Source organism: Salmonella sp. HY31, assembly GCF_042604575.1.
GTDB classification, from domain to species: Bacteria; Pseudomonadota; Gammaproteobacteria; order Enterobacterales; family Enterobacteriaceae; genus Salmonella; species Salmonella diarizonae.
This window is the reverse complement of record NZ_CP170479.1, coordinates 4,228,156-4,246,160: the sequence shown is the minus strand read 5'-3', so window position 1 is coordinate 4,246,160 and position 18,005 is coordinate 4,228,156. Positions and strand designations below refer to the sequence as shown.

Sequence of the window (18,005 nt, the reverse complement as noted above, 5' to 3'; positions counted from 1 at the left end):
GCCCTTCTTGCCGCATTTGCCCGCCGCTCTTGTACAACATCCGTAGTCTGAAATGGAGAATAAGCCGTGAAAAAACAAGCAACACTTGCCACACTCAGCATTATCTTCTCCGGTACGGCGCACAGTACGCAAAACGAACGTCCTGATATTATCGTGATTATCGCTGATGATATGGGATATTCTGACATCAGTCCCTTCGGTGGGGAAATCCCAACGCCTAATTTGCAGGCGATGGCTGAGAACGGCGTGCGGATGAGTCAATATTACACGTCTCCCATGTCTGCTCCCGCCCGTGCGATGCTATTAACCGGGAACACCAGTCAGCAAGCTGGTATAGGCGGTATGTGGTGGTATGAAAATACCATAGGTAAGGAAGGCTATGAATTGCGCCTGACTGATCGGGTGACTACCATGGCTGAACGCTTTAAAGATGCTGGTTACAATACGCTGATGGCGGGTAAATGGCATCTTGGTTTTACGCCAGGCTCGACGCCAAAAGATCGGGGCTTTCGTCATTCTTTCGCCTTGATGGGGGGAGGCGCCAGTCACTTTGATGATGCTGTGCCGCTGGGAACCGTTGAGATATTTCATACCTATTACACCCGTGACAACCAGCGCATTTCACTGCCCTCCAATTTTTACTCCAGCGAAGCCTATGCCAGCCAGTTGAATCGCTGGATCAGTGAGACGCCACGGGAACAACCCATCTTTGCGTGGTTGGCCTTTACTGCGCCACATGATCCCCTGCAGGCGCCGGATGAATGGATTAGCCGTTTTAAAAGTCAGTATGAACAGGGCTATGCAGCCGTCTATCGTCAGCGTATTGCTCGTCTGAAGAAACTGGGTTTTCTGCGTGATGACATACCTCTGCCAGGACTGGAACTTGATAAAGAATGGCAGGCGATGACCCCGGAACAGCAGAAATACACGGCAAAGGAGATGCAGGTTTACGCTGCTATGATCGCCAATATGGATGCACAGATCGGCACCGTTATTGAGACGTTAAAAAAGACCGGGCGCGATAAAAACACGATTCTGGTCTTCTTAAGTGATAATGGTGTTAATCCGGCGGAGGGCTTTCACTATGAATCTGAACCAGATTTTTGGAAGCAATTTGATAATCGTTACGAAAATATTGGTCGTAAAAATTCATTTATCTCTTATGGCCCCCACTGGGCTGATGTCAGCAATGCACCTTATGGTCGCTATCACAAAACGACCAGCGGCCAGGGGGGGATTAATACCAGTTTTATGATTTCCGGTCCTGGTATCATACATAATGGCGCCATAGATCACACTACGATGGCGGCGTATGATGTCGCGCCCACGCTATATGAATTTGCAGGTATTGATGTCAGTAAATCATTATCTGAAAGACCGACACTGCCAATGATCGGCGTGAGTTTTAAACGCTATCTGACCGGTGAAAGTCTGCACGCGCCTCGCACGCAATATGGCGTTGAACTCCATAATCAGGCGGCCTGGATAGATGGAAAATGGAAATTGCGTCGTCTTGTCACATTATTCCCACAGGCTGGTAATGCGCCATGGGAATTATTCAACCTGCAACGTGACCCCCTGGAAACAGATAATCTCGCAGCAGATTATCCGGATAAAGTGAAAATACTGAGTAGTGCATATGAGGCATTTGCAAAACAGACAATGGTGCTTTATGCCAAAGGCAAGCTTATCGATTATGTGGGTATCGACAGTAAAACCGGGCGCTATCTGGCAGTCGATCCACAGACATTGCAGCCAGTTCCTGCTCCGTTAGTGATTCCTTTAAACACAAAATCGGGTCACTAATTATTGGTTACGTTTCAAATGATTATTCAACGCTCACGTAACAGCATTCAGCCAGTGACTTTCAGGATGAAGTTTCTCAGCGTTGGCGATGTATCGCCGCGCCGGTATGCCAGAGCCAGCTTTGCGACGGGCATCTGGTCTGCAACGGGGCGGTATACTACTCCCTTGACCTTAACCTGTCTCATTGAATCTGGAACCATCGACACGCCCATCTCTGCCGACACAAGGTTAATGACTGACGAAATTTGCGGCACGAGTTGACCAATTTTCGGTTCAAAGCCCGCCTTACCGCAGGCCTCGATCACTGCGTCATAAAGCGACAGGCCGATTTCACGTGGGAAGAGTAAAAAAAACTCATCTTTGAGAGTCGAGAGTGCAATCTGTTTACACGCCGCTGCTGGATGCGTTTCTGCCAGCACAATAACCATCGGCTCTTCAGACAGTAACCTGAGCTGGAACCGTTCATTGCCTGTAAAACCGGGTCTCAGAAAGGCAACATCCAGCGATCCTTCATTCAATTCATCAGCCAGTTGGGTTGTATTTCCTTCCTCAAGCTGTAAACGAACGTCAGGATAAGCCCGCTTGAAAGTACGGATTGCGCCGGGGACCACACTGTTAAATGCCGCAGAGGCAGTAAAACCCACCCTTAACACGCCCGACTCCCCCCTGGCAACACGCTGCGCCGCCAGCGCGGCTCTTGTCGCGGTAGCAGGCATCCCTTTAACAACATCATAAAATGCTTTTCCAGCCTCGGTTAATTCCGCGCCATGAGGCACTCTTCGGAATAGCTGCGCTCCCAGCTCTCTTTCCAGATCCTTAATCTGTTGGCTTAGCGGCGGCTGACCTATGCCTAATTTTGTCGCAGCCCGCGTGAAATGCCGCTCTTCAGCGACGGCGAGAAAATAGCGAATATGGCGCAGTTCCATCCTCATCTCCAAAAGCAATTAAGAATGGCACCATCATATATTGGAAGAATGAAACCGGCGAGCGCATAGTGAGGTTAACAGGAGGTGCAATATGTCCGATATTTCTCATGCTCCGACACGTAGCTGGCTTTTTACTCCAGCAATTCGACCCGAACGTTTCATAAAAGCAGTTGAAAGTGGGGCGGACATTTCTATTATCGATCTTGAAGATTCCGTCACCCCGAATGACAAGGCGCAGGCCCGGAAAATTGCGATGCAGTTCCTTTCATCCCGACCAAACTCATCGCTAAAAATAGCATTAAGAATTAATGGAATGAATACTCATGCTGGCATTGAAGACCTGCATATGTTACTGGAATGCCGTTTTTTTCCTGATTACATTATTCTTCCGAAAACAGAGTCAGCCGCGCACCTGCAAATCGTGGATAGTCTTATCATGATGGCTGGTTCTGATACTCGCCTTATTGGCATTATTGAGTCAGTTGCCGGGCTTAATGCCGTAGAGTCTATTGCGGACGCCACCCCCAGACTCTACGGGTTGATGTTTGGCGCCACACCTGCCTGGGAGCCTCTTGCGCTGGCGCGGGCCAGAATAGTGGCTGCCTGCGCTATGAAAGGGCTTCTTGCAATAGATGCTCCCTTCTTTGATATAGGCGATTTTTCAGGTCTGAAAGAGGAAACGCTGCAGGCGCTCAGTTTTGGTTTTTCTGCAAAATCGGCTATTCACCCCGCTCAGATTAGCGTAATCAACACCGCATTTACTCCTACAACAGCAGAAATTAATCATGCTCGTGCAGTACTGACAGAGAATGCCAAAGGCGTCGGGATCGTTAGCGGCATGATGATAGATGCAGCCGTTGCCCGTCAGGCCCGGCGATTACTCGCCCGGGCAGGGATCTTTTCCTGATTTTATTAACAGAGGAATTGATTATGAACACGTTATTACCCGCTTATAAAACCATTAGCGAGGGGCGCTACCGAGAAGTTTCGGGTCTTTACTGGGAGGATTTTTATCCCGGTGATATTTTTGAACATCGTCCCGGTCGGACGGTTCTGGACGCCGATAATGTGTGGTTTACCCTGCTCACTCTCAATGTGCAGCCGGTCCATTTCGATGCGGCTTACGCCAGCAAAACGGAATGGAAAAAGTTACTGGTTGATTCAACGTTCACTCTGGCGCTTTTAACCGGTATGAGCGTGCGTACTGTCAGCGCCAAAGTGGTGGCCAATCTTGGCTGGGATAAGGTACAAGCCGTCCATCCGGTTTTCGCAGGGGATACACTTTATGCTGAAAGCACTGTACTCAGCAAACGCCTGTCAAATAGTCGCCCTGGACAAGGCATCGTTACCGTTCGGACATGTGGTATTAACCAGGATGGTGTAGAGGTCATGCGCTTCGAACGAACAATGTTAGTTTATTGCCGTGGATGCTCGCCTGAAGAAGACGCCGCTTATTGAGAAATCGCCCTGAGGTTTAGAGTCATGATGAATGTTAATGCAGCGTATGCCGAAAAATGTGTGACGCCTGACGAAGCGGTTACTTTAATTACCTCCGGCAGTCACCTCTCTATGGGAATGTTTGCAGCAGAGCCTCCAGCTTTGCTGAATGCGCTGGCAAAGCGAGCGAAAAGGGGAGAAATCAACGATCTGCGGGTTTACTGTTATGAAACAGCCAACATTGCCGGGAACACTATTTTCCGTTATGAGCTAAGTGACTATATTCATCTCTACAGTATGTTTATTACCGGTATTGAACGGGCTTTAATACATCAGGGGATTGAGAGCTCCGGGCGAAAAATAGTTAACTATGTTCCTTCAAATTTTCATCAGGCGACGCGATTACTGGCTGATGATATTGGTATTGATACTTTTATTCACACCGTGTCCCCTATGGATAAGTATGGCTATTTTAATTTTGGAACTGGAAACGATTATTCCACCCGGATTGCGAGGACAGCTAAAAAACTTATTGTCGAAGTTAACCAATATATGCCGCGCGTTCATGGAGAAGGTGCTGCAATCCATATTTCAGAAATTGACGCCATTGTTGAAAACCATGTTCCTTTAATTGAACTACCAATACGTACTGCCGTAGCTGAAGATATTGCTATCAGTCAGATTATCACCTCTCTTGTGCCAGATGGCGCTTGTCTCCAGATGGGGGTCGGCGCATTACCGGAGCTCATCTGTAATGCGCTCAAGGAACATAATGATCTGGGGGTCCATACAGAGGCGCTGAATCCGGGGTTGGTAAGTTTGATTCAACAAGGCGTCGTTACCAACCAGCGTAAAAATATCGACCGGGGAATGTCTGTATTTACTTTCGCTATGGGACAAAAGGATATGTATGACTATCTCAACGACAACCCCTCTTTTTTTAGTCGGCCTGTCGATTATGTTAACGATCCGGGGATCATTGCGCAAAATGAGAATGTTGTCTCCATTAACGCTACCTTACAAATCGATCTTACCGGCGCCTGTAACTCTGAACATTTGCTTGGACACCAGTACAGCGCTTCAGGAGGGCAATTGGATTTTGTCAGAGGCGCATATGCATCTAAAGGAGGTCGTTCCGTTATTACGACACGCTCAACGGCCGCGAATGATACGATTTCTCGTATTGTTCCCCGCCTTGAGGGGCCTGTAACAACCCCACGAACGGATACGCACTGGATAGTCACTGAATTTGGCTCCGTAAACCTGAAGGGGCTCTCTTCAACCGAGCGTGCGCTCAGGATTATTGAATTGGCGCATCCCAATTTTCGGCAGCAACTTAGAGTAGATGCAAAAAAAATGCATCTGATTTAAAAGTAGGTTAATGCTATTTTTTAATATAGCATCCCCAAAATATAAACATTATGAGTCTATTCAAATGATAATTGACAGAATTGATCACCTTGTATTAACGGTATCTGATATATCAACCACAATAAGATTCTACGAAGAGGTACTTGGTTTTTCTGCGGTAACATTTAAACAAAACAGAAAAGCGTTAATATTTGGAGCGCAAAAAATTAACCTCCATCAGCAAGAAATGGAGTTCGAACCAAAAGCGAGTAGACCAACGCCGGGATCTGCCGATTTATGTTTTATTACATCGACACCGATAAATAATGTTGTGTCTGAGATCTTACAGGCAGGCATTCCCATTGTTGAAGGCCCGGTTGAGAGAACTGGAGCCACAGGCGAGATAATGTCTATCTACATCAGGGACCCTGATGGAAACTTAATTGAAATTTCGCAGTATGTTTAATGTTAAAACTTACTATTACTGCCTTTATTATGATCACGCATCCGTTTATATTGGCTTGATGGAGATCATATGGCAATAATTTCTGGAAAGAGTCTATGTTCAAACTTATTGACTTGAAGACATCGAGGAATTCATAAGGAAGTATAAAAAAGGAAAGGTGGTGCCGGACTCGGAATCATATCCACGATTAACGTGTTGTTTATTATTGGTTTTGTTGGTATTTCTCTCAAATAACGCCCCCACGAAGGCCCCCATAAAAAATCGCTTTTGTTTTGTGAGGGTTATCACGAAAAATCGTTGTTTTGTGAGTGGGGGCTTTGCTATGTGTGGGGTTAGATCCACATATAGCGGATGGAACTCCACACAGCAGCGCTAAACAACCCATCTTACATTATGCAATCAAAGTCCCACACCCCTTCGCATTGAACATCTTCCAAACCTACATTTGATATGTTGGAACAACCGTTTTTGAGATAATCAGAAACGACATATCTTCTAATGTATAGATTCTATTAGTATTTTTGCTATACTTTTGAGATGCTGTCATGCACCAGTTGAGATAACTAAACATCATGGCCCAATTTAAGCATTTTGAGCTGTCGCTTCTGAACCCCAGTTTTGACTCCCCTTTGGTCGATGCGCTGACGGAGCTGGAGTTACTCCGGCACCTGCGGCTGGAAACCGATGTTCATCCAATCCTGTTTGCGCAGTTGAAGGCAGTTTTCCACATGCTGGAGAGTCTTGGCTCTGCAAGGATTGAGGGAAACCACACCACGCTTGCTGATTATGTTGAAAGTAAGGTTGAAGGAACACAGAGTTCGACGGATCAGCTCAAAGAAATCAACAATATTGAAGCTGCGATGGAGTACATCGATGAATACCTGAGCAACGGAGATGAGATAACGGAATATTTTATCCGCGAGTTGCATAGTCTGGCAGTAGTCGGGTTGCAACAGGAAGGAGACAGAACGCCCGGCGCATATCGGCAACATAACGTTAGCATTGCTCAGTCTGAGCATTTGCCGCCGGATCACATCCGCGTTGCTGATTATATGTCAGAACTGACAGCCTTCATTAACCGTGCCGATAAGCCAAAGTACGATCTGATGAAGATTGCGCTGGTGCATCACCGCTTTGGCTGGATACACCCCTTTGGCAACGGTAATGGCAGAACAGTCAGACTGCTGACCTATGCGTTGCTTATCAAATATGGTTTTAACGTTCAGGCGGGTGGTCGGGTTCTCAATCCGACAGCGGTATTCTGTAATGATCGTGAACGCTATTACGCCATGCTTTCGTTAGCCGATAAGGGAACAGAGCAGGGGCTGGAAGAATGGTGTTTATATGTGCTTTCGGGGATCTCCTCTGAGCTGAAGAAAGTTGATCAACTGACAAGCCATGCTTTTCTGAGTGAAAAAATCCTGTATCCGGCTATCGATTTTTCGTCGGAGAGAGGACTGACAAACCCGCTGGAATCGAAGGTTCTGAAACGTGCCGTCGAACTGGGGACGATAAAAGCGGGCGATCTACGCACTGTTTTGCCCGATCTGAAACCGACGCAGGTGACTTATCAGCTTGGTAAGCTGATTGATAGGGGATTGCTTCAACCAGTAGAGGAGGGGGCGCGTACCTATACAGCGAAGTTTTCTAACTCGTATCTGATACGAGGGGTGATTAAGGTTCTGCGGGAAGAAGGGTTTATTCCAGATTTGTGATATCAAGAATATATTAGTGTATTATTTACTCTTTTTTATGGTCGTTTTTGACGAAACATAGCAGCTATTAATATAGCTGCTATATCTCTTATTTTATTTGCTTGGAAAATTTAAATTCAATTAGAGACTTCATTTGCCATAGTTGGGATGACCCCGACTGGTTCTGTTTTTTCAACGTCATTTATTAGTGTGTTCATATAATTAATATCAAGGAAATGGCCCTGTGCAAATGAACTGAAAATTGGAAAAATAAATGAAATAAATCTTTGAGGATATATACGGTCATCAATAATAAGCTTAGTAAATGTTACTAATCTTTCCTCTGTGGTGCATCCATCGGAAGCATTAACGACATCTTTGTAAGTATCCCGCATAATCGTGCCATTCACATTTAGAGATCCTCCGGCATAATCAATCTGCCAACAAAGGAGCTCGCTATGCGTAAAGCCCGTTTTACTGAGCATCAGATCATCGCCGTGATTAAGTCGGTCGAAGCCGGACGAACGGTTAAAGATGTCTGCCGGGAGGTCGGTATCTCTGAAGCCACCTATTACAACTGGAAGTCTAAATATGGCGGTATGGAGGCCTCTGATATTAAAAAGATAAAAGAGCCTGAGGACGAGAACAGACGTCTCAAACAGATGTTTGCCGACCTCAGCCTGGAATGTCGGGCGCTGAAAGACGTTATCGAAAAAAAGCTTTAAAACCAGCCTCTAAGCGTGAGCTGGTCACTCATCTGATAACGACATTCGGACTCAGTATCCGTCAGGTCTGCCGGAGTCTGAACCTGAGCAGAACGGTTTACCATTACCGCCCGGATTCTACGCATGACGAACCCGTTATTGCCGCATTGCAGGCAGCGGCTGAACGATACCCGCGATACGGTTTTCCGAAGCTTTTCCAGGTTCTGCGGCGGCAGGGATACCAGTGGAATGACAAAAGGATCCACCGTATTTACTGTCTGCTGAAGCTGAATTTTCGCCGTAAGGGTAAACAACGGCTGCCGGTGCGTAATCCCTCGCCACTGGCCATACCGGAAGTGCTGAACCAGAGCTGGTCTGTCGATTTTATGAATGATGCTTTGGTCTGTGGCCGTCGTTTTCGCACGTTCAATGTTGTTGATGACTTTAACCGTGAGGTGTTGTCGATTGAAATCGATCTGAATCTGCCAGCCCCACGAGTGGTCCGGGTGCTCGACAGGAACGCGGCAAACCGCGGCTATCCGGCCATGCTTCGCATGGATAATGGACCGGAATTTATCTCGCTGGCACTGGCTGAATGGGCAGAGAAACATGCAGTAAAAGTGGAGTTTATCCGGCCGGGTAAGCCAACGCAGAACGCTTTCATTGAGCGTTTTAACCGGACATACCGTACAGAAATACTCGATTTTTATCTGTTCAGAACACTGAATGAAGTGCGGGAAATCACAGAGAAATGGTTATCAGAATATAACTGTGAACGCCCGCATGAATCGCTGAACAATATGACGCCGGAGGAATACCGACAACACCATTATCTGGCCGGGATCTCAAAAAATGCATGGAACTAAAACGGGTCTATTTACAGCACCACCTCAATACTGGCGCAGTCAGAAAGGCACTGGATAACGCCATTGCGGTGGCGGAAAGCCGAAATGGCAGACTGATTGATAAACCTGACCTGAAAACGGCCATGAAATACTGGCACAGCCAGGCGTCGCGAATTGGCTTAACCGGGGCATACTCTCCTCACTCGCTGCGCTATGCCTGGGCACAGGATGCGATCCGCCATTATCTGGCACAGGGATTCAGTGATAAAGAAGCACTGGCACAGACGGCAATGGATCTGGGGCATGGTGATGGGCGTGGGCAATATGTCCGTCTGGTTTATGGTCGGGAGATAGTATTATAACTTTTTCGGTATGATGCAGGAAAGATATCCGGACTGTTATGATCTGCGGGGGAAAGCCCACAGAATCCTGGTATAACTCCATTCAATAAAGGCTGAGTATGATTCGCTTGAATTGAATAATACTCAGCCAGAAACGTCTATTCTTTAACCTGCTGTCTGGTCATGGCCCGCTTATTCATCAGTAATCTGAGGATCCAAAGGCTCAGAGCAACGGTGATGATATTTAGAATATCTACAACATAAATAAACGCAGCATGATACTGGGCAATTATCAATGCTAACAGATTACCGCCAGGTGCGTGTTTCAGCGGGGCGGTGAGATTGCCTGAGGCGACTGCGTTAATCCACTCCGTCAATTGATTCGCCGGGAGACTGAACTGCATAAAAAGACCAGGCAAAGACCCTGTCAGATGAGAGGTCAGTAATGAAGCATATAATGCAACTGCCAGCGCTTCACTACCCAGCCTGAGCGTATTAAGCAATCCGGCAGCCATGCCTGCCTGTAACGGATCCACGCAACTTAATGCCAGGCCATCGACCAGACCGGCGGATAATCCCATACCCGTACCAATTAATAATAATGGTATGGTCAATATCCATAGTTCACGGTCTGGCTGGCTGAAAAGGATTAAAGTTATACCGCCAGCGATAAATGCAGCCAGGCTGATAAACAGAATCATACGGGCTGATGCCCCACCTGAGACCAGCCTGCCTGCAATCACCGGGCAGAAAAGAACGGGCAGAGTGAGTGCGATCATCATGAGACCGGCTTTTGACGGTGTGAGCTGCATCACTCCTGTCAGATAGCTGGGATAATACGTCAGCAGTGTCACGAAGATGACGCTGGCAACCACCGGGATCAGGATCAGTCCGACGAAGGTACGATTCTTCAACAGGTTAAAATTCAGCATTGGGTTATCAATACGGTTTTCATAGAGATAAAAACCAACAGTTATCACGGCGGCAAGTATCAATAATGACAGTGTTCTGATATCTGTCCAGCCCCACTGAGCCCCCTGTACCATCGCCAGCATAAACAGCAGGAGGGCGGTGATAAAGAGTACGGTTCCGGCAATATCAAAACGAAACCGTTTATTCGTCGCGGTATCTCCGGGAATAGATTTAGCCAGAATTAACACAACCGCCAGCGTGATGGCATGAACAGCAAAAATGGCGCGCCAGTTGATAAAATCAAGAATAAAACCTGAAATTGTCGGGCCAAAAGTAATACCGATCCCGGCAGTGGTGCCAAAGAGGGCGAAAGCCTTAGTCCGTTGACTGCCTTCGAACCGGGCGATCAGAATAGCGCTGCCGCATGAAAAAATAGCGGCACCTCCGATCCCGGCCAGAGCACGGGAAATATCAAGATACAAAGCGCCGGGAGAGAGTGCCGACATGACTGAAGCTACGGCATAAATTGTGGTTCCGGATAAAAAGGCTTTCTTCCGCCCGCAGGCATCAGCAAGCGTTCCCCAGAATAAGGTAAAGCAGGCAAACGTTAAGTTAAAGGCGTTGACGACCCACTGTAACGCTGACAGGTTGGCGTTCATGTCTGCGCTAATAAATGGCAACGCAATTGCCGTTCCGGAAATTGAACCAGGCACAACAAATACCGCCAGTAAAATGGCAAATAAAAGTAACCTGCTATTTGGCTGAGACATAATGGCTCCAGATGATCAAATAATAACGGGCAGTGCGTCAGGACGGCGTAGTACGATACCTTCACACCATGGCAGGTCGTTTAGGTTGTCATGGCGTAGTCTCATCTGCGGATACTGACGAGTTAGCAGGGTAATGACTGTGTTGATTTCCAGGCGAGCAAGCTCCTGCCCCATGCAGTGATGCATGCCGTAACCAAACTGTAGGTGCTGGTTATTTTCACGATAAGGATTTATTAACAGAGGGGCGTAATACACTGCGGGGTCACGGTTTGCCAGAAATACATCGGCGTGAATCGCTGCGCCTGTCGGGATAACGCCTGTATCCAGTTGGATATCTTGTGTGGCAATCCGGGGAAAGGTCGATGTGCTTCCCAGGTTGGTTAGCCGCAGCATTTCTTCAACCATCGCAGGAACGAGTGTCGGTTCGTCGTGTAACTGTCTCCATATTCCAGGCATGTAAAGCAGACCATAGATGATTTTGGTCATAACCGTCAGAGTATTTTGATCGCCTCCCAGCACCGAACCCAGCAGGATAGCTGTTAATTCTGCATCATTAAGTGGTGGCTGGCAGTTTTCCCTGTTTTGCACAAATCTGGCAATCAGGCCGTCTTTGCTATGGTGTCTTTTGTCCTGAACATGCTCCATGACATATCCGTAAAGTAATTCAAATCGATGAACCAGATCTTCAACATCATCAGGAGCCGCTACCTGTACAATATGACTCAGCGTGCGAAAATAGTGTTTATCTTCAAGGGGAAGTCCCAGCAAGGTACAGTTTGTATCAGCGGCAACGTGATCCAGCAGATCAGTAAACAGATCGGGCTGTTTTTTTAGCGCCATCTTTTCTGCATATCCCTGTACCAGGCGCGTAATAACGGGTTCCAGCCATTTCAATCCGCTTCTGCTGTAGTCTCTGGCGACAAATTGTTTTACGCGAGTGTGGTCGGGAAAATCCAGATTCAGCAACAGTTCCTTTGGTGTTAGCGTTGGCAACACACTGGGCCCACCTATTTCGTTAGAGGGGCTGCGGAGGCAGGTTTTATCCATCAGGATTTTTTTGACATCCTGATAATTGATGACATGAAACGCCTCGTGCCCACTCAGCAGACGAATAACTCCGATCTCCTGATAAGTGGCGGCCTTTATAATTTCATATCCCATTTGGGGATCGTAATGAGGTATATCCGTTATACGATATGTTCTGTTGTCCATTATTATTCCTCTCCATAAGTTAAGGTGTGTAGTTTGTTTAAACAATCCTCATTGTTGAGGAACTGGATCGTCCGCCAGCCACGCTTTTCAGCAGCGAGGCAGTTTTCGACCAAATCATCAATGAGTACACACTGCTCAGGCGTAACTCCGGCAACCTGTTCCGCAAGAGCAAAAAACGAAGGGTCTGGTTTCCGACATCGGACATCACAGGAATCGACAATATGTTCGACGACATCGTTGAGACCAACCATGGACTGCCAGTAGGGCCGCCACTCGACCACATTATTCGTGAGGATACCGACCCGATAACCAGCGTTCCGCATATCTGTAATTTGCTTTACCATTGCAGCGTTGGCGGTAACGTGAGCAAACCATTGCTGGCCGAAATGTTCTAACTGTGCCCGGCGGGTATCTGTTTCAGGAAAAAGACGTGCCATTGTTTCCCTGAGACGCGATCCCCATTCCAGCTCGGTTAATATGGCATTTTCAACCGGGGCCAGCGTGGGCAGGTTCATATCATCAGCGACCGATTTCATTGCGGCCTGTAGCTGGTCAGTCGGAATTCCGGTTTTTTCATAATAAAGGTCGAATAATGAAGAAATAGGAGGAGATAATACGCCACCAAAGTCGAACCAGTAGAAATCCGTTTTTTCTTTATGTTCGTATTCAGCATCATTTACAACTTTAAGTATGATAGTCCCAATGGTATTTTTAGTACCGTTTTGTAAAACAGAAATTGGCACATTAATTAAAGTGCCAGTGACTGTGATTTCATGCAGGTCAACGATACATTGAGCTGTGCTGCTTAATTCACAGAATTGCTGGAAAGACATATTGCAATTATAGAGTATCAGTTGGTTTGCTGGTGTACCTTTATATGAATTGACTGCCAACAGAGCTGCTTGTCGGCAGGCCTCGATAATAAACATGCCAGGAATATGATCTAATGGGTGGTCAAAAATAGACGAGTAGGATTGATCGACAATAAGTGTGGCTGAGAGCATGCTATCTTTTATCTGCACATCACCAATAACGACATTGCGCGGGAAGATCCGGCCAACAGATGTGCATTGCGCTGGTTTAATATTGTTATAATTTAAGGGGGGGAGATTCTCATTTTTCGCTCTTAATTTTTTCCAGACGGTATCATCCATCCAGCCAATCCCCATTATTTTCTGTGCACAGGCGATATTGTTAATCAGGAGTGTCATTTCTAAGGTATAACCAGCCAGGATCTTTTTGCGATACTTTAGGTTGGTGATTTTGACCTGAATTACCGAATGTAATGGCTGCTGCATTATCTCCAAAAGAGGATAATTAAGGATTTTAAATTCGGCATTATTAAAGATAAATTTTGCATTGAGGGGGACATCATAGTATTTGTGTGTCACATAAATAGATGTTTGCCGGAAGACTTCTAACAGTAACATTGCGTCATAACATCGGTGACCATCAGTGAGTTCGGGGAGATCATTAAAATACATGTGCGATTTTGGCAACATGGCGGAAAATATAAAATGATTACTGTCCACTTGTTGTGAGTCAGTGATGAAAACCTCGTTGATAGCCTGCCGGTGAACATATCTTCTATCAATCGAGCCATCAAAAGATAACTTATTTTCCTGAGACTGATATACAGAATCCATATGGACATTCTCCATTGCATGTGTAGTGAGTGACACATTCTGGCTGTAATGGTATGTTCGATGAACATCGAACGTATCATTAAAAATGAACGTTCGATGTTCATCGAACACACTATGTGCGAAAAGTAATTAAATGTCAATTTATTACAACTTATCTTTGCTGTGTAGGCGATATTTACTATAGTATCAATGGGTTAATCTGGGAGTGATGGAATGAATGACATGCTAAGACAGGATCATCCACTGGTTTTGGCTACTGTGCTGAAGGCTTTAAATGACCCAACACGGTTAAGAATCATCCAGGAGCTAATCAACGATGAGATCGGCGCAGAAAGGCACTGTACATCGTTCAGCGGTCTGTCTGAAGTAGCCCGTGCGACAAGATCGCATCATTTTAAAGTCTTGCGCGAAGCGGGTCTTGTTTCTCTGGTTGACCGGGGAAATTTGCTGTTAGCCCGGCTGAGGCGGGATGAAATCGAAAAAGCTTATCCTGGTTTACTCAACATTCTTGCCCGTGGCTAAAGTCATATCTGTCATCACCAATTGGGCCGTGGTGTCCGGTGCCTGACGCTGAATATTGTGCGCTATTACTGAAAGCGTCAGATTCCAGGTAAAGGGCTAAAGGGTAAGGGATGTTTAAGGGTAAAAGTCTTACCCTAAAGGGTAAAAGGCTTGACCTGCTGTTGAGATTTTTCGACTACGTGAAACTGATGCTGGTGGGCAGGTCTCAATACTGGAGCAATAAAAAGCAGTTCCGCTTAACATCGGGAGAGCTGCTTTTTAGTACTGTACGTTAATAAACTCTGATCATGCTGGGTTGCTGTTCATAGCGATACGGCGGAACAAATTTCTGCCGACAGACGTCGAGATAGTCCGACCACCACTGCATCATCTGCGTGCGCTCGTCAAGGTGCTCTGCCTTGTGGATATAGGCTGCTCTCACGCTGTTACGCTCCTGATGGCTCATCTGCCGTTCTACGGCATCTTTCGACCAGCGTCCGGACTCGATCAGCGCACTACAGGCCATTGTGCGAAAGCCGTGGCCGCAAACATCCACCTTCGTGTCATAACCCATTGTACGCAGTGCTTTGTTGATGGTGTTTTCACTCATCGGCTTACGCGGATCGTGGTCACCGGGAAACAGCAATTCGCCGTTGCCGGACAGTAATTTTAGCTGTTTCAGTACCGTAACCGCCTGTTTTGACAACGGCACCAGATGTGGCGTTTTCATCTTTGCGCCACGCTCTGAATAGCGCACGTCCGGAATGGGCTCACGCTGCGCGGGGATCGTCCACATGGCACCTTCCAGATCGATCTCTCCCCAGCGGGCAAAGCGTAGTTCACTGGAGCGAATGAAGATCAGCAAATTCAGCAGTGCTGCCAGCCGTGTCAGCAGTCTGCCGGGATAGCCTTCAATATGCTCCAGCAGTTCCTGTAATCTTTCCAGTGGCAGGGCGGGGTAATGGTTTTTCTGCGGTGGCTCTATGGCCCCTGTAAGATCATTCGCCGGGTTACTGGCAATCAGGCTTTCCTGCACCGCATAGCGCATAATGGCTGTAGTGCGTTGCTGTATCCGCGCGGCGGTTTCCAGATTCCCCTTTTTCTCAGCCACCCGCAGCGGGATCAGCAGATCGGCAGTTTTCAAATCGGTGACAGGAAATTTGCCTATGAGCGGGAAAACATGCAGCTCCAGCGAGCGCTGGATTTTTGCAGCGTGGCTTTCTGACCAGCGGATATTTTTTGCCAGCCACTTTCGGGCGACCTCTTCAAAAGTATTGCCGCTTTTTTTCGCCTGTTTCTCCTGTCGTTTTTTCTCACCCGGATCGCCCCCCGCACTGAGGGTAGATTTGGCTTCTTCACGTAGCTTACGGGCATTCGCCAGCGAAACGACAGGGTAAGCACCAAACGCCAGCTTCTTCTCTTTGCCGCCAAAACGGTACTTGAGTTGCCAGAGTTTAGAACCGTTGGGTTTAATCAACAGGTACAGGCCTTGCGCATCGGTAAGCTTGTAAGGCTTATCGAGAGGTTTTGCATTGCGGATAGCGGTATCGGAGAGTGGCATGGTGGGGCTCCATAGTTTATCGAACCGACAGGCCCCCAATTAAGCCCCCAAAAACTATGGATGTCAAAAGACCCGTTGGTACTCAATGATACCATCGGGTCTCTTTAACTTACTGATTTTTATATATCCTCGGACTTACTGAGACATCCCAAGACAAAAATATGGTGCCGGACTCGGAATCGAACCAAGGACACGGGGATTTTCAATCCCATTGTTCTGGCTTTCACGGGTAATCCAGACTGTCAGACAGGAGTCTTCAGTGTAGATCATTGGTTGCACATTTTAAAGAGAGAGTGTGCCAGTGAACATTCTGCCCGTTGTATCCACCAAAGGTGGCGAAGGAAAATCAACCCAGTCTGCTAATCTTGCCGGTTTTCTGGCGGATGCTGGTCTCCGTACTCTGCTGATAGACGGAGACCATGCCCAGCCCACGGCAAGTAATATCTTTCCGCTGACGTATGAAGCGCCGGCCGGTCTTTTTGAATTACTGATGCGCACGGCTGACCTCAGTCATCCCGACAACATCATCTCCCGCACGGCTATCGACGGCCTTGACCTGATAGTCTCCAATGACCCCCATGAACAACTGAAAACGGCCATGCTTCATGCGCCGGATGGTCGTCTCCGTCTGCGTAATGTGCTCCAGCATCCGCTTTTCCAGAGCTATGACGTCATTGTGGTGGATTCACAGGGCGCGCGTTCCGTCATGCTGGAAATGATTGTGCTGTCTGCCACGGAGTCTGTGGTGGGGATGGTGAATCCGGTTCTGCCGGATGTACGTGAGTTCATTCGTGGCACAGTCAACGTCATGGAAAACCTGTTGCCCTACCGTGAACTGGGTATCCCCCTGCCGAAAGTCCGCACCCTGGTTAACTGCATGGATTATACGGCGCTGGCCAGACAAACACTGGCGGAGCTGACCGACATTATTAACTCAGGTCGCTACAGCAAAGTGCTTCCGGAAGGCGCGGTCACCCTGCTTTCAACACAGATTTATGACCTGAATATTTACAAACAGGGACACGCAGCCGGTCAGCCGGTGCACCGTCTTGAAAAAGCGTCTGCCCGTCGCAGTGATTCTGCGCTGGTCACCATGCACAGCCTGGCCTGTGAGTTGTTGCCGGAGTGGAGTGAGTTTTTTGATGTACTGCTGGAAAACGGAGGTGAAAGCCTGTGAACAGAAAACTGATATGGCGCGCTGTGGCTTCAGCTTCAGTTTCCTGCCCCGGACACGATGAAGTGCATGTGTTTGTTGAGGCTGCAGATTACGAAGAAGCGAAAAAACATTTGTATGACCGTCTGGAGGAGGAATGGCAGCTTCCTGTGAGCCACATAACTTTCCACAACGTGTGGAATGAAAACGAGCTATGTGAAATGTCTGCAGGTCCGAAGGCACCTTCAGGCCTTCCCCTGCTTGAGTCGGGTGGGGGAAATGGTGAGGTCTTTTATGACCATAATCCGCTGCTCCTCATTGCTTCTCAGCGTCTCAGGGCTGTGATTGAAGGGGCGCTGAGTGTCCTGCCAGAGCGTGGTGAACAGGATGAGTGTGGTCGTGGAATTTAAGTCTCTGACAGGTCGCAGCCAGACAGTATGTGTCGGGTGTGGTTATTCCGGTGTTCGGTTTGGTGATGCTGCAGGCCAGGACACCCGGCAGTGGGTGAAGGTGAATCATGAGAGCGGGCTGGGGCTGTGCTCCGGCTGTGATGCATTTCTTTTGCAGGAACGCCTGCGTCGTCAGCGGCATGACCCGCTTTTTTCATGTGGTGTTTCCGGCAAACATCGAAAAACAGAGGGGGCGATATGACAGTTTTTGTAATGCATATCCCTGTCGGTA

17 protein-coding genes and 1 pseudogene are annotated in these 18,005 nt (G+C 47.6%); 12 read left to right on the top strand and 6 right to left on the bottom strand.

What is annotated here, in order from left to right; genetic code table 11:
- The first annotated feature begins 66 nt into the window (after positions 1-66).
- The gene (locus tag ACE15A_RS20320; RefSeq protein ID WP_053508168.1) at positions 67-1,806 is read left to right on the top strand and encodes an arylsulfatase; all 1,740 of its coding nucleotides are present in this window, start codon (positions 67-69) and stop codon (positions 1,804-1,806) included.
- Between the two features lie 47 nt (positions 1,807-1,853).
- Here the strand turns inward: ACE15A_RS20320 and ripR are convergent, their stop codons facing one another.
- Entirely contained in the window at positions 1,854-2,732 is an 879-nt protein-coding gene (ripR, locus tag ACE15A_RS20315; RefSeq protein ID WP_023247090.1) for an itaconate degradation transcriptional regulator RipR, read from the bottom strand.
- Positions 2,733-2,823: 91 nt separating this feature from the next.
- Here ripR and ripC point away from each other — a divergent pair, with 91 nt between their 5' ends.
- From ripC to ACE15A_RS20290, 5 genes are all read left to right on the top strand, one after another.
- Positions 2,824-3,639: an itaconate degradation C-C-lyase RipC gene (ripC, locus tag ACE15A_RS20310; RefSeq protein WP_129382505.1), complete on the top strand. Its 816-nt coding sequence runs from the start codon at positions 2,824-2,826 to the stop codon at positions 3,637-3,639.
- A 23-nt stretch (positions 3,640-3,662) separates the two neighbouring features.
- A complete protein-coding gene (ripB, locus tag ACE15A_RS20305; protein WP_064055749.1) occupies positions 3,663-4,190 on the top strand; it encodes a (R)-specific enoyl-CoA hydratase RipB/Ich in 528 nt (175 codons plus the stop codon).
- A 24-nt stretch (positions 4,191-4,214) separates the two neighbouring features.
- Positions 4,215-5,540 (top strand): itaconate CoA-transferase RipA/Ict, encoded by a 1,326-nt coding sequence (gene ripA / locus ACE15A_RS20300; protein WP_077944412.1) that lies wholly within the window; start codon positions 4,215-4,217, stop codon positions 5,538-5,540.
- A gap of 64 nt (positions 5,541-5,604) precedes the next feature.
- On the top strand, positions 5,605-5,985 hold the full coding sequence (locus ACE15A_RS20295; protein WP_024149592.1) for a VOC family protein: 381 nt from the start codon (positions 5,605-5,607) through the stop codon (positions 5,983-5,985).
- A 572-nt stretch (positions 5,986-6,557) separates the two neighbouring features.
- Positions 6,558-7,700, top strand: a complete 1,143-nt coding sequence (locus tag ACE15A_RS20290; RefSeq protein ID WP_053508164.1) for a Fic family protein — start codon at positions 6,558-6,560, stop codon at positions 7,698-7,700.
- Positions 7,701-7,816: 116 nt separating this feature from the next.
- Here the strand turns inward: ACE15A_RS20290 and ACE15A_RS20285 are convergent, their stop codons facing one another.
- Positions 7,817-8,089, bottom strand: a complete 273-nt coding sequence (locus tag ACE15A_RS20285; protein ID WP_164984557.1) for a hypothetical protein — start codon at positions 8,087-8,089, stop codon at positions 7,817-7,819.
- A gap of 48 nt (positions 8,090-8,137) precedes the next feature.
- On the opposite strand from ACE15A_RS20285, the gene ACE15A_RS20280 reads away from it, so the two are divergent.
- Together ACE15A_RS20280 and ACE15A_RS20275 are read left to right on the top strand one after the other, a co-directional pair.
- A protein-coding gene (locus tag ACE15A_RS20280) for an IS3 family transposase (protein WP_129382503.1) occupies positions 8,138-9,249 on the top strand; the annotation gives its coding sequence in 2 pieces (ribosomal slippage) (positions 8,138-8,399 and positions 8,399-9,249; 1,113 coding nt in all).
- A 23-nt stretch (positions 9,250-9,272) separates the two neighbouring features.
- Positions 9,273-9,590 (top strand): annotated as a pseudogene (locus ACE15A_RS20275) (integrase domain-containing protein); the annotation flags it as partial.
- Between the two features lie 137 nt (positions 9,591-9,727).
- Here the strand turns inward: ACE15A_RS20275 and ACE15A_RS20270 are convergent.
- Genes ACE15A_RS20270 through ACE15A_RS20260 form a run of 3 tightly spaced genes read right to left on the bottom strand, consistent with a single transcriptional unit; the run spans position 9,728 to position 14,109 of the window.
- Positions 9,728-11,251: an MFS transporter gene (locus tag ACE15A_RS20270; RefSeq protein WP_053508160.1), complete on the bottom strand. Its 1,524-nt coding sequence runs from the start codon at positions 11,249-11,251 to the stop codon at positions 9,728-9,730.
- A gap of 15 nt (positions 11,252-11,266) precedes the next feature.
- Complete coding sequence (locus ACE15A_RS20265; protein WP_064055687.1) at positions 11,267-12,463, bottom strand: cytochrome P450; 1,197 nt, start codon at positions 12,461-12,463, stop codon at positions 11,267-11,269.
- Between the two features lie 2 nt (positions 12,464-12,465).
- Positions 12,466-14,109: an HAD-IA family hydrolase gene (locus ACE15A_RS20260; protein WP_164984588.1), complete on the bottom strand. Its 1,644-nt coding sequence runs from the start codon at positions 14,107-14,109 to the stop codon at positions 12,466-12,468.
- A gap of 213 nt (positions 14,110-14,322) precedes the next feature.
- On the opposite strand from ACE15A_RS20260, the gene ACE15A_RS20255 reads away from it, so the two are divergent.
- Positions 14,323-14,631, top strand: a complete 309-nt coding sequence (locus tag ACE15A_RS20255; protein WP_053508158.1) for a helix-turn-helix transcriptional regulator — start codon at positions 14,323-14,325, stop codon at positions 14,629-14,631.
- Positions 14,632-14,902: 271 nt separating this feature from the next.
- Here the strand turns inward: ACE15A_RS20255 and ACE15A_RS20250 are convergent, their stop codons facing one another.
- On the bottom strand, positions 14,903-16,171 hold the full coding sequence (locus ACE15A_RS20250; protein ID WP_053508156.1) for an integrase arm-type DNA-binding domain-containing protein: 1,269 nt from the start codon (positions 16,169-16,171) through the stop codon (positions 14,903-14,905).
- Between the two features lie 301 nt (positions 16,172-16,472).
- Between ACE15A_RS20250 and ACE15A_RS20245 the strand changes: the two genes are divergently transcribed.
- Genes ACE15A_RS20245 through ACE15A_RS20235 form a run of 3 tightly spaced genes read left to right on the top strand, consistent with a single transcriptional unit; the run spans position 16,473 to position 17,975 of the window.
- Entirely contained in the window at positions 16,473-17,348 is an 876-nt protein-coding gene (locus ACE15A_RS20245) for a ParA family protein (RefSeq protein ID WP_001422226.1), read from the top strand.
- Positions 17,345-17,734 (top strand): hypothetical protein, encoded by a 390-nt coding sequence (locus tag ACE15A_RS20240; RefSeq protein WP_053509798.1) that lies wholly within the window; start codon positions 17,345-17,347, stop codon positions 17,732-17,734. The genes ACE15A_RS20245 and ACE15A_RS20240 overlap by 4 nt, the downstream gene beginning before the upstream one ends.
- The gene (locus tag ACE15A_RS20235) at positions 17,724-17,975 is read left to right on the top strand and encodes a hypothetical protein (protein ID WP_249928963.1); all 252 of its coding nucleotides are present in this window, start codon (positions 17,724-17,726) and stop codon (positions 17,973-17,975) included. The genes ACE15A_RS20240 and ACE15A_RS20235 overlap by 11 nt, the downstream gene beginning before the upstream one ends.
- Positions 17,976-18,005 lie beyond the last annotated feature (30 nt).

What these genes read in the sequence shown, in the direction of transcription:
- ripR (WP_023247090.1), bottom strand. Translation starts at nt 2,732, where the DNA reads ATGGAACTGCGCCATATTCGCTATTTTCTCGCCGTCGCTGAAGAGCGG.
- ripC (WP_129382505.1), top strand. Translation starts at nt 2,824, where the DNA reads ATGTCCGATATTTCTCATGCTCCGACACGTAGCTGGCTTTTTACTCCA.
- ripB (WP_064055749.1), top strand. Translation starts at nt 3,663, where the DNA reads ATGAACACGTTATTACCCGCTTATAAAACCATTAGCGAGGGGCGCTAC.
- ripA (WP_077944412.1), top strand. Translation starts at nt 4,215, where the DNA reads ATGATGAATGTTAATGCAGCGTATGCCGAAAAATGTGTGACGCCTGAC.
- ACE15A_RS20295 (WP_024149592.1), top strand. Translation starts at nt 5,605, where the DNA reads ATGATAATTGACAGAATTGATCACCTTGTATTAACGGTATCTGATATA.
- ACE15A_RS20290 (WP_053508164.1), top strand. Translation starts at nt 6,558, where the DNA reads ATGGCCCAATTTAAGCATTTTGAGCTGTCGCTTCTGAACCCCAGTTTT.
- ACE15A_RS20270 (WP_053508160.1), bottom strand. Translation starts at nt 11,251, where the DNA reads ATGTCTCAGCCAAATAGCAGGTTACTTTTATTTGCCATTTTACTGGCG.
- ACE15A_RS20265 (WP_064055687.1), bottom strand. Translation starts at nt 12,463, where the DNA reads ATGGACAACAGAACATATCGTATAACGGATATACCTCATTACGATCCC.
- ACE15A_RS20260 (WP_164984588.1), bottom strand. Translation starts at nt 14,109, where the DNA reads ATGGATTCTGTATATCAGTCTCAGGAAAATAAGTTATCTTTTGATGGC.
- ACE15A_RS20255 (WP_053508158.1), top strand. Translation starts at nt 14,323, where the DNA reads ATGAATGACATGCTAAGACAGGATCATCCACTGGTTTTGGCTACTGTG.
- ACE15A_RS20250 (WP_053508156.1), bottom strand. Translation starts at nt 16,171, where the DNA reads ATGCCACTCTCCGATACCGCTATCCGCAATGCAAAACCTCTCGATAAG.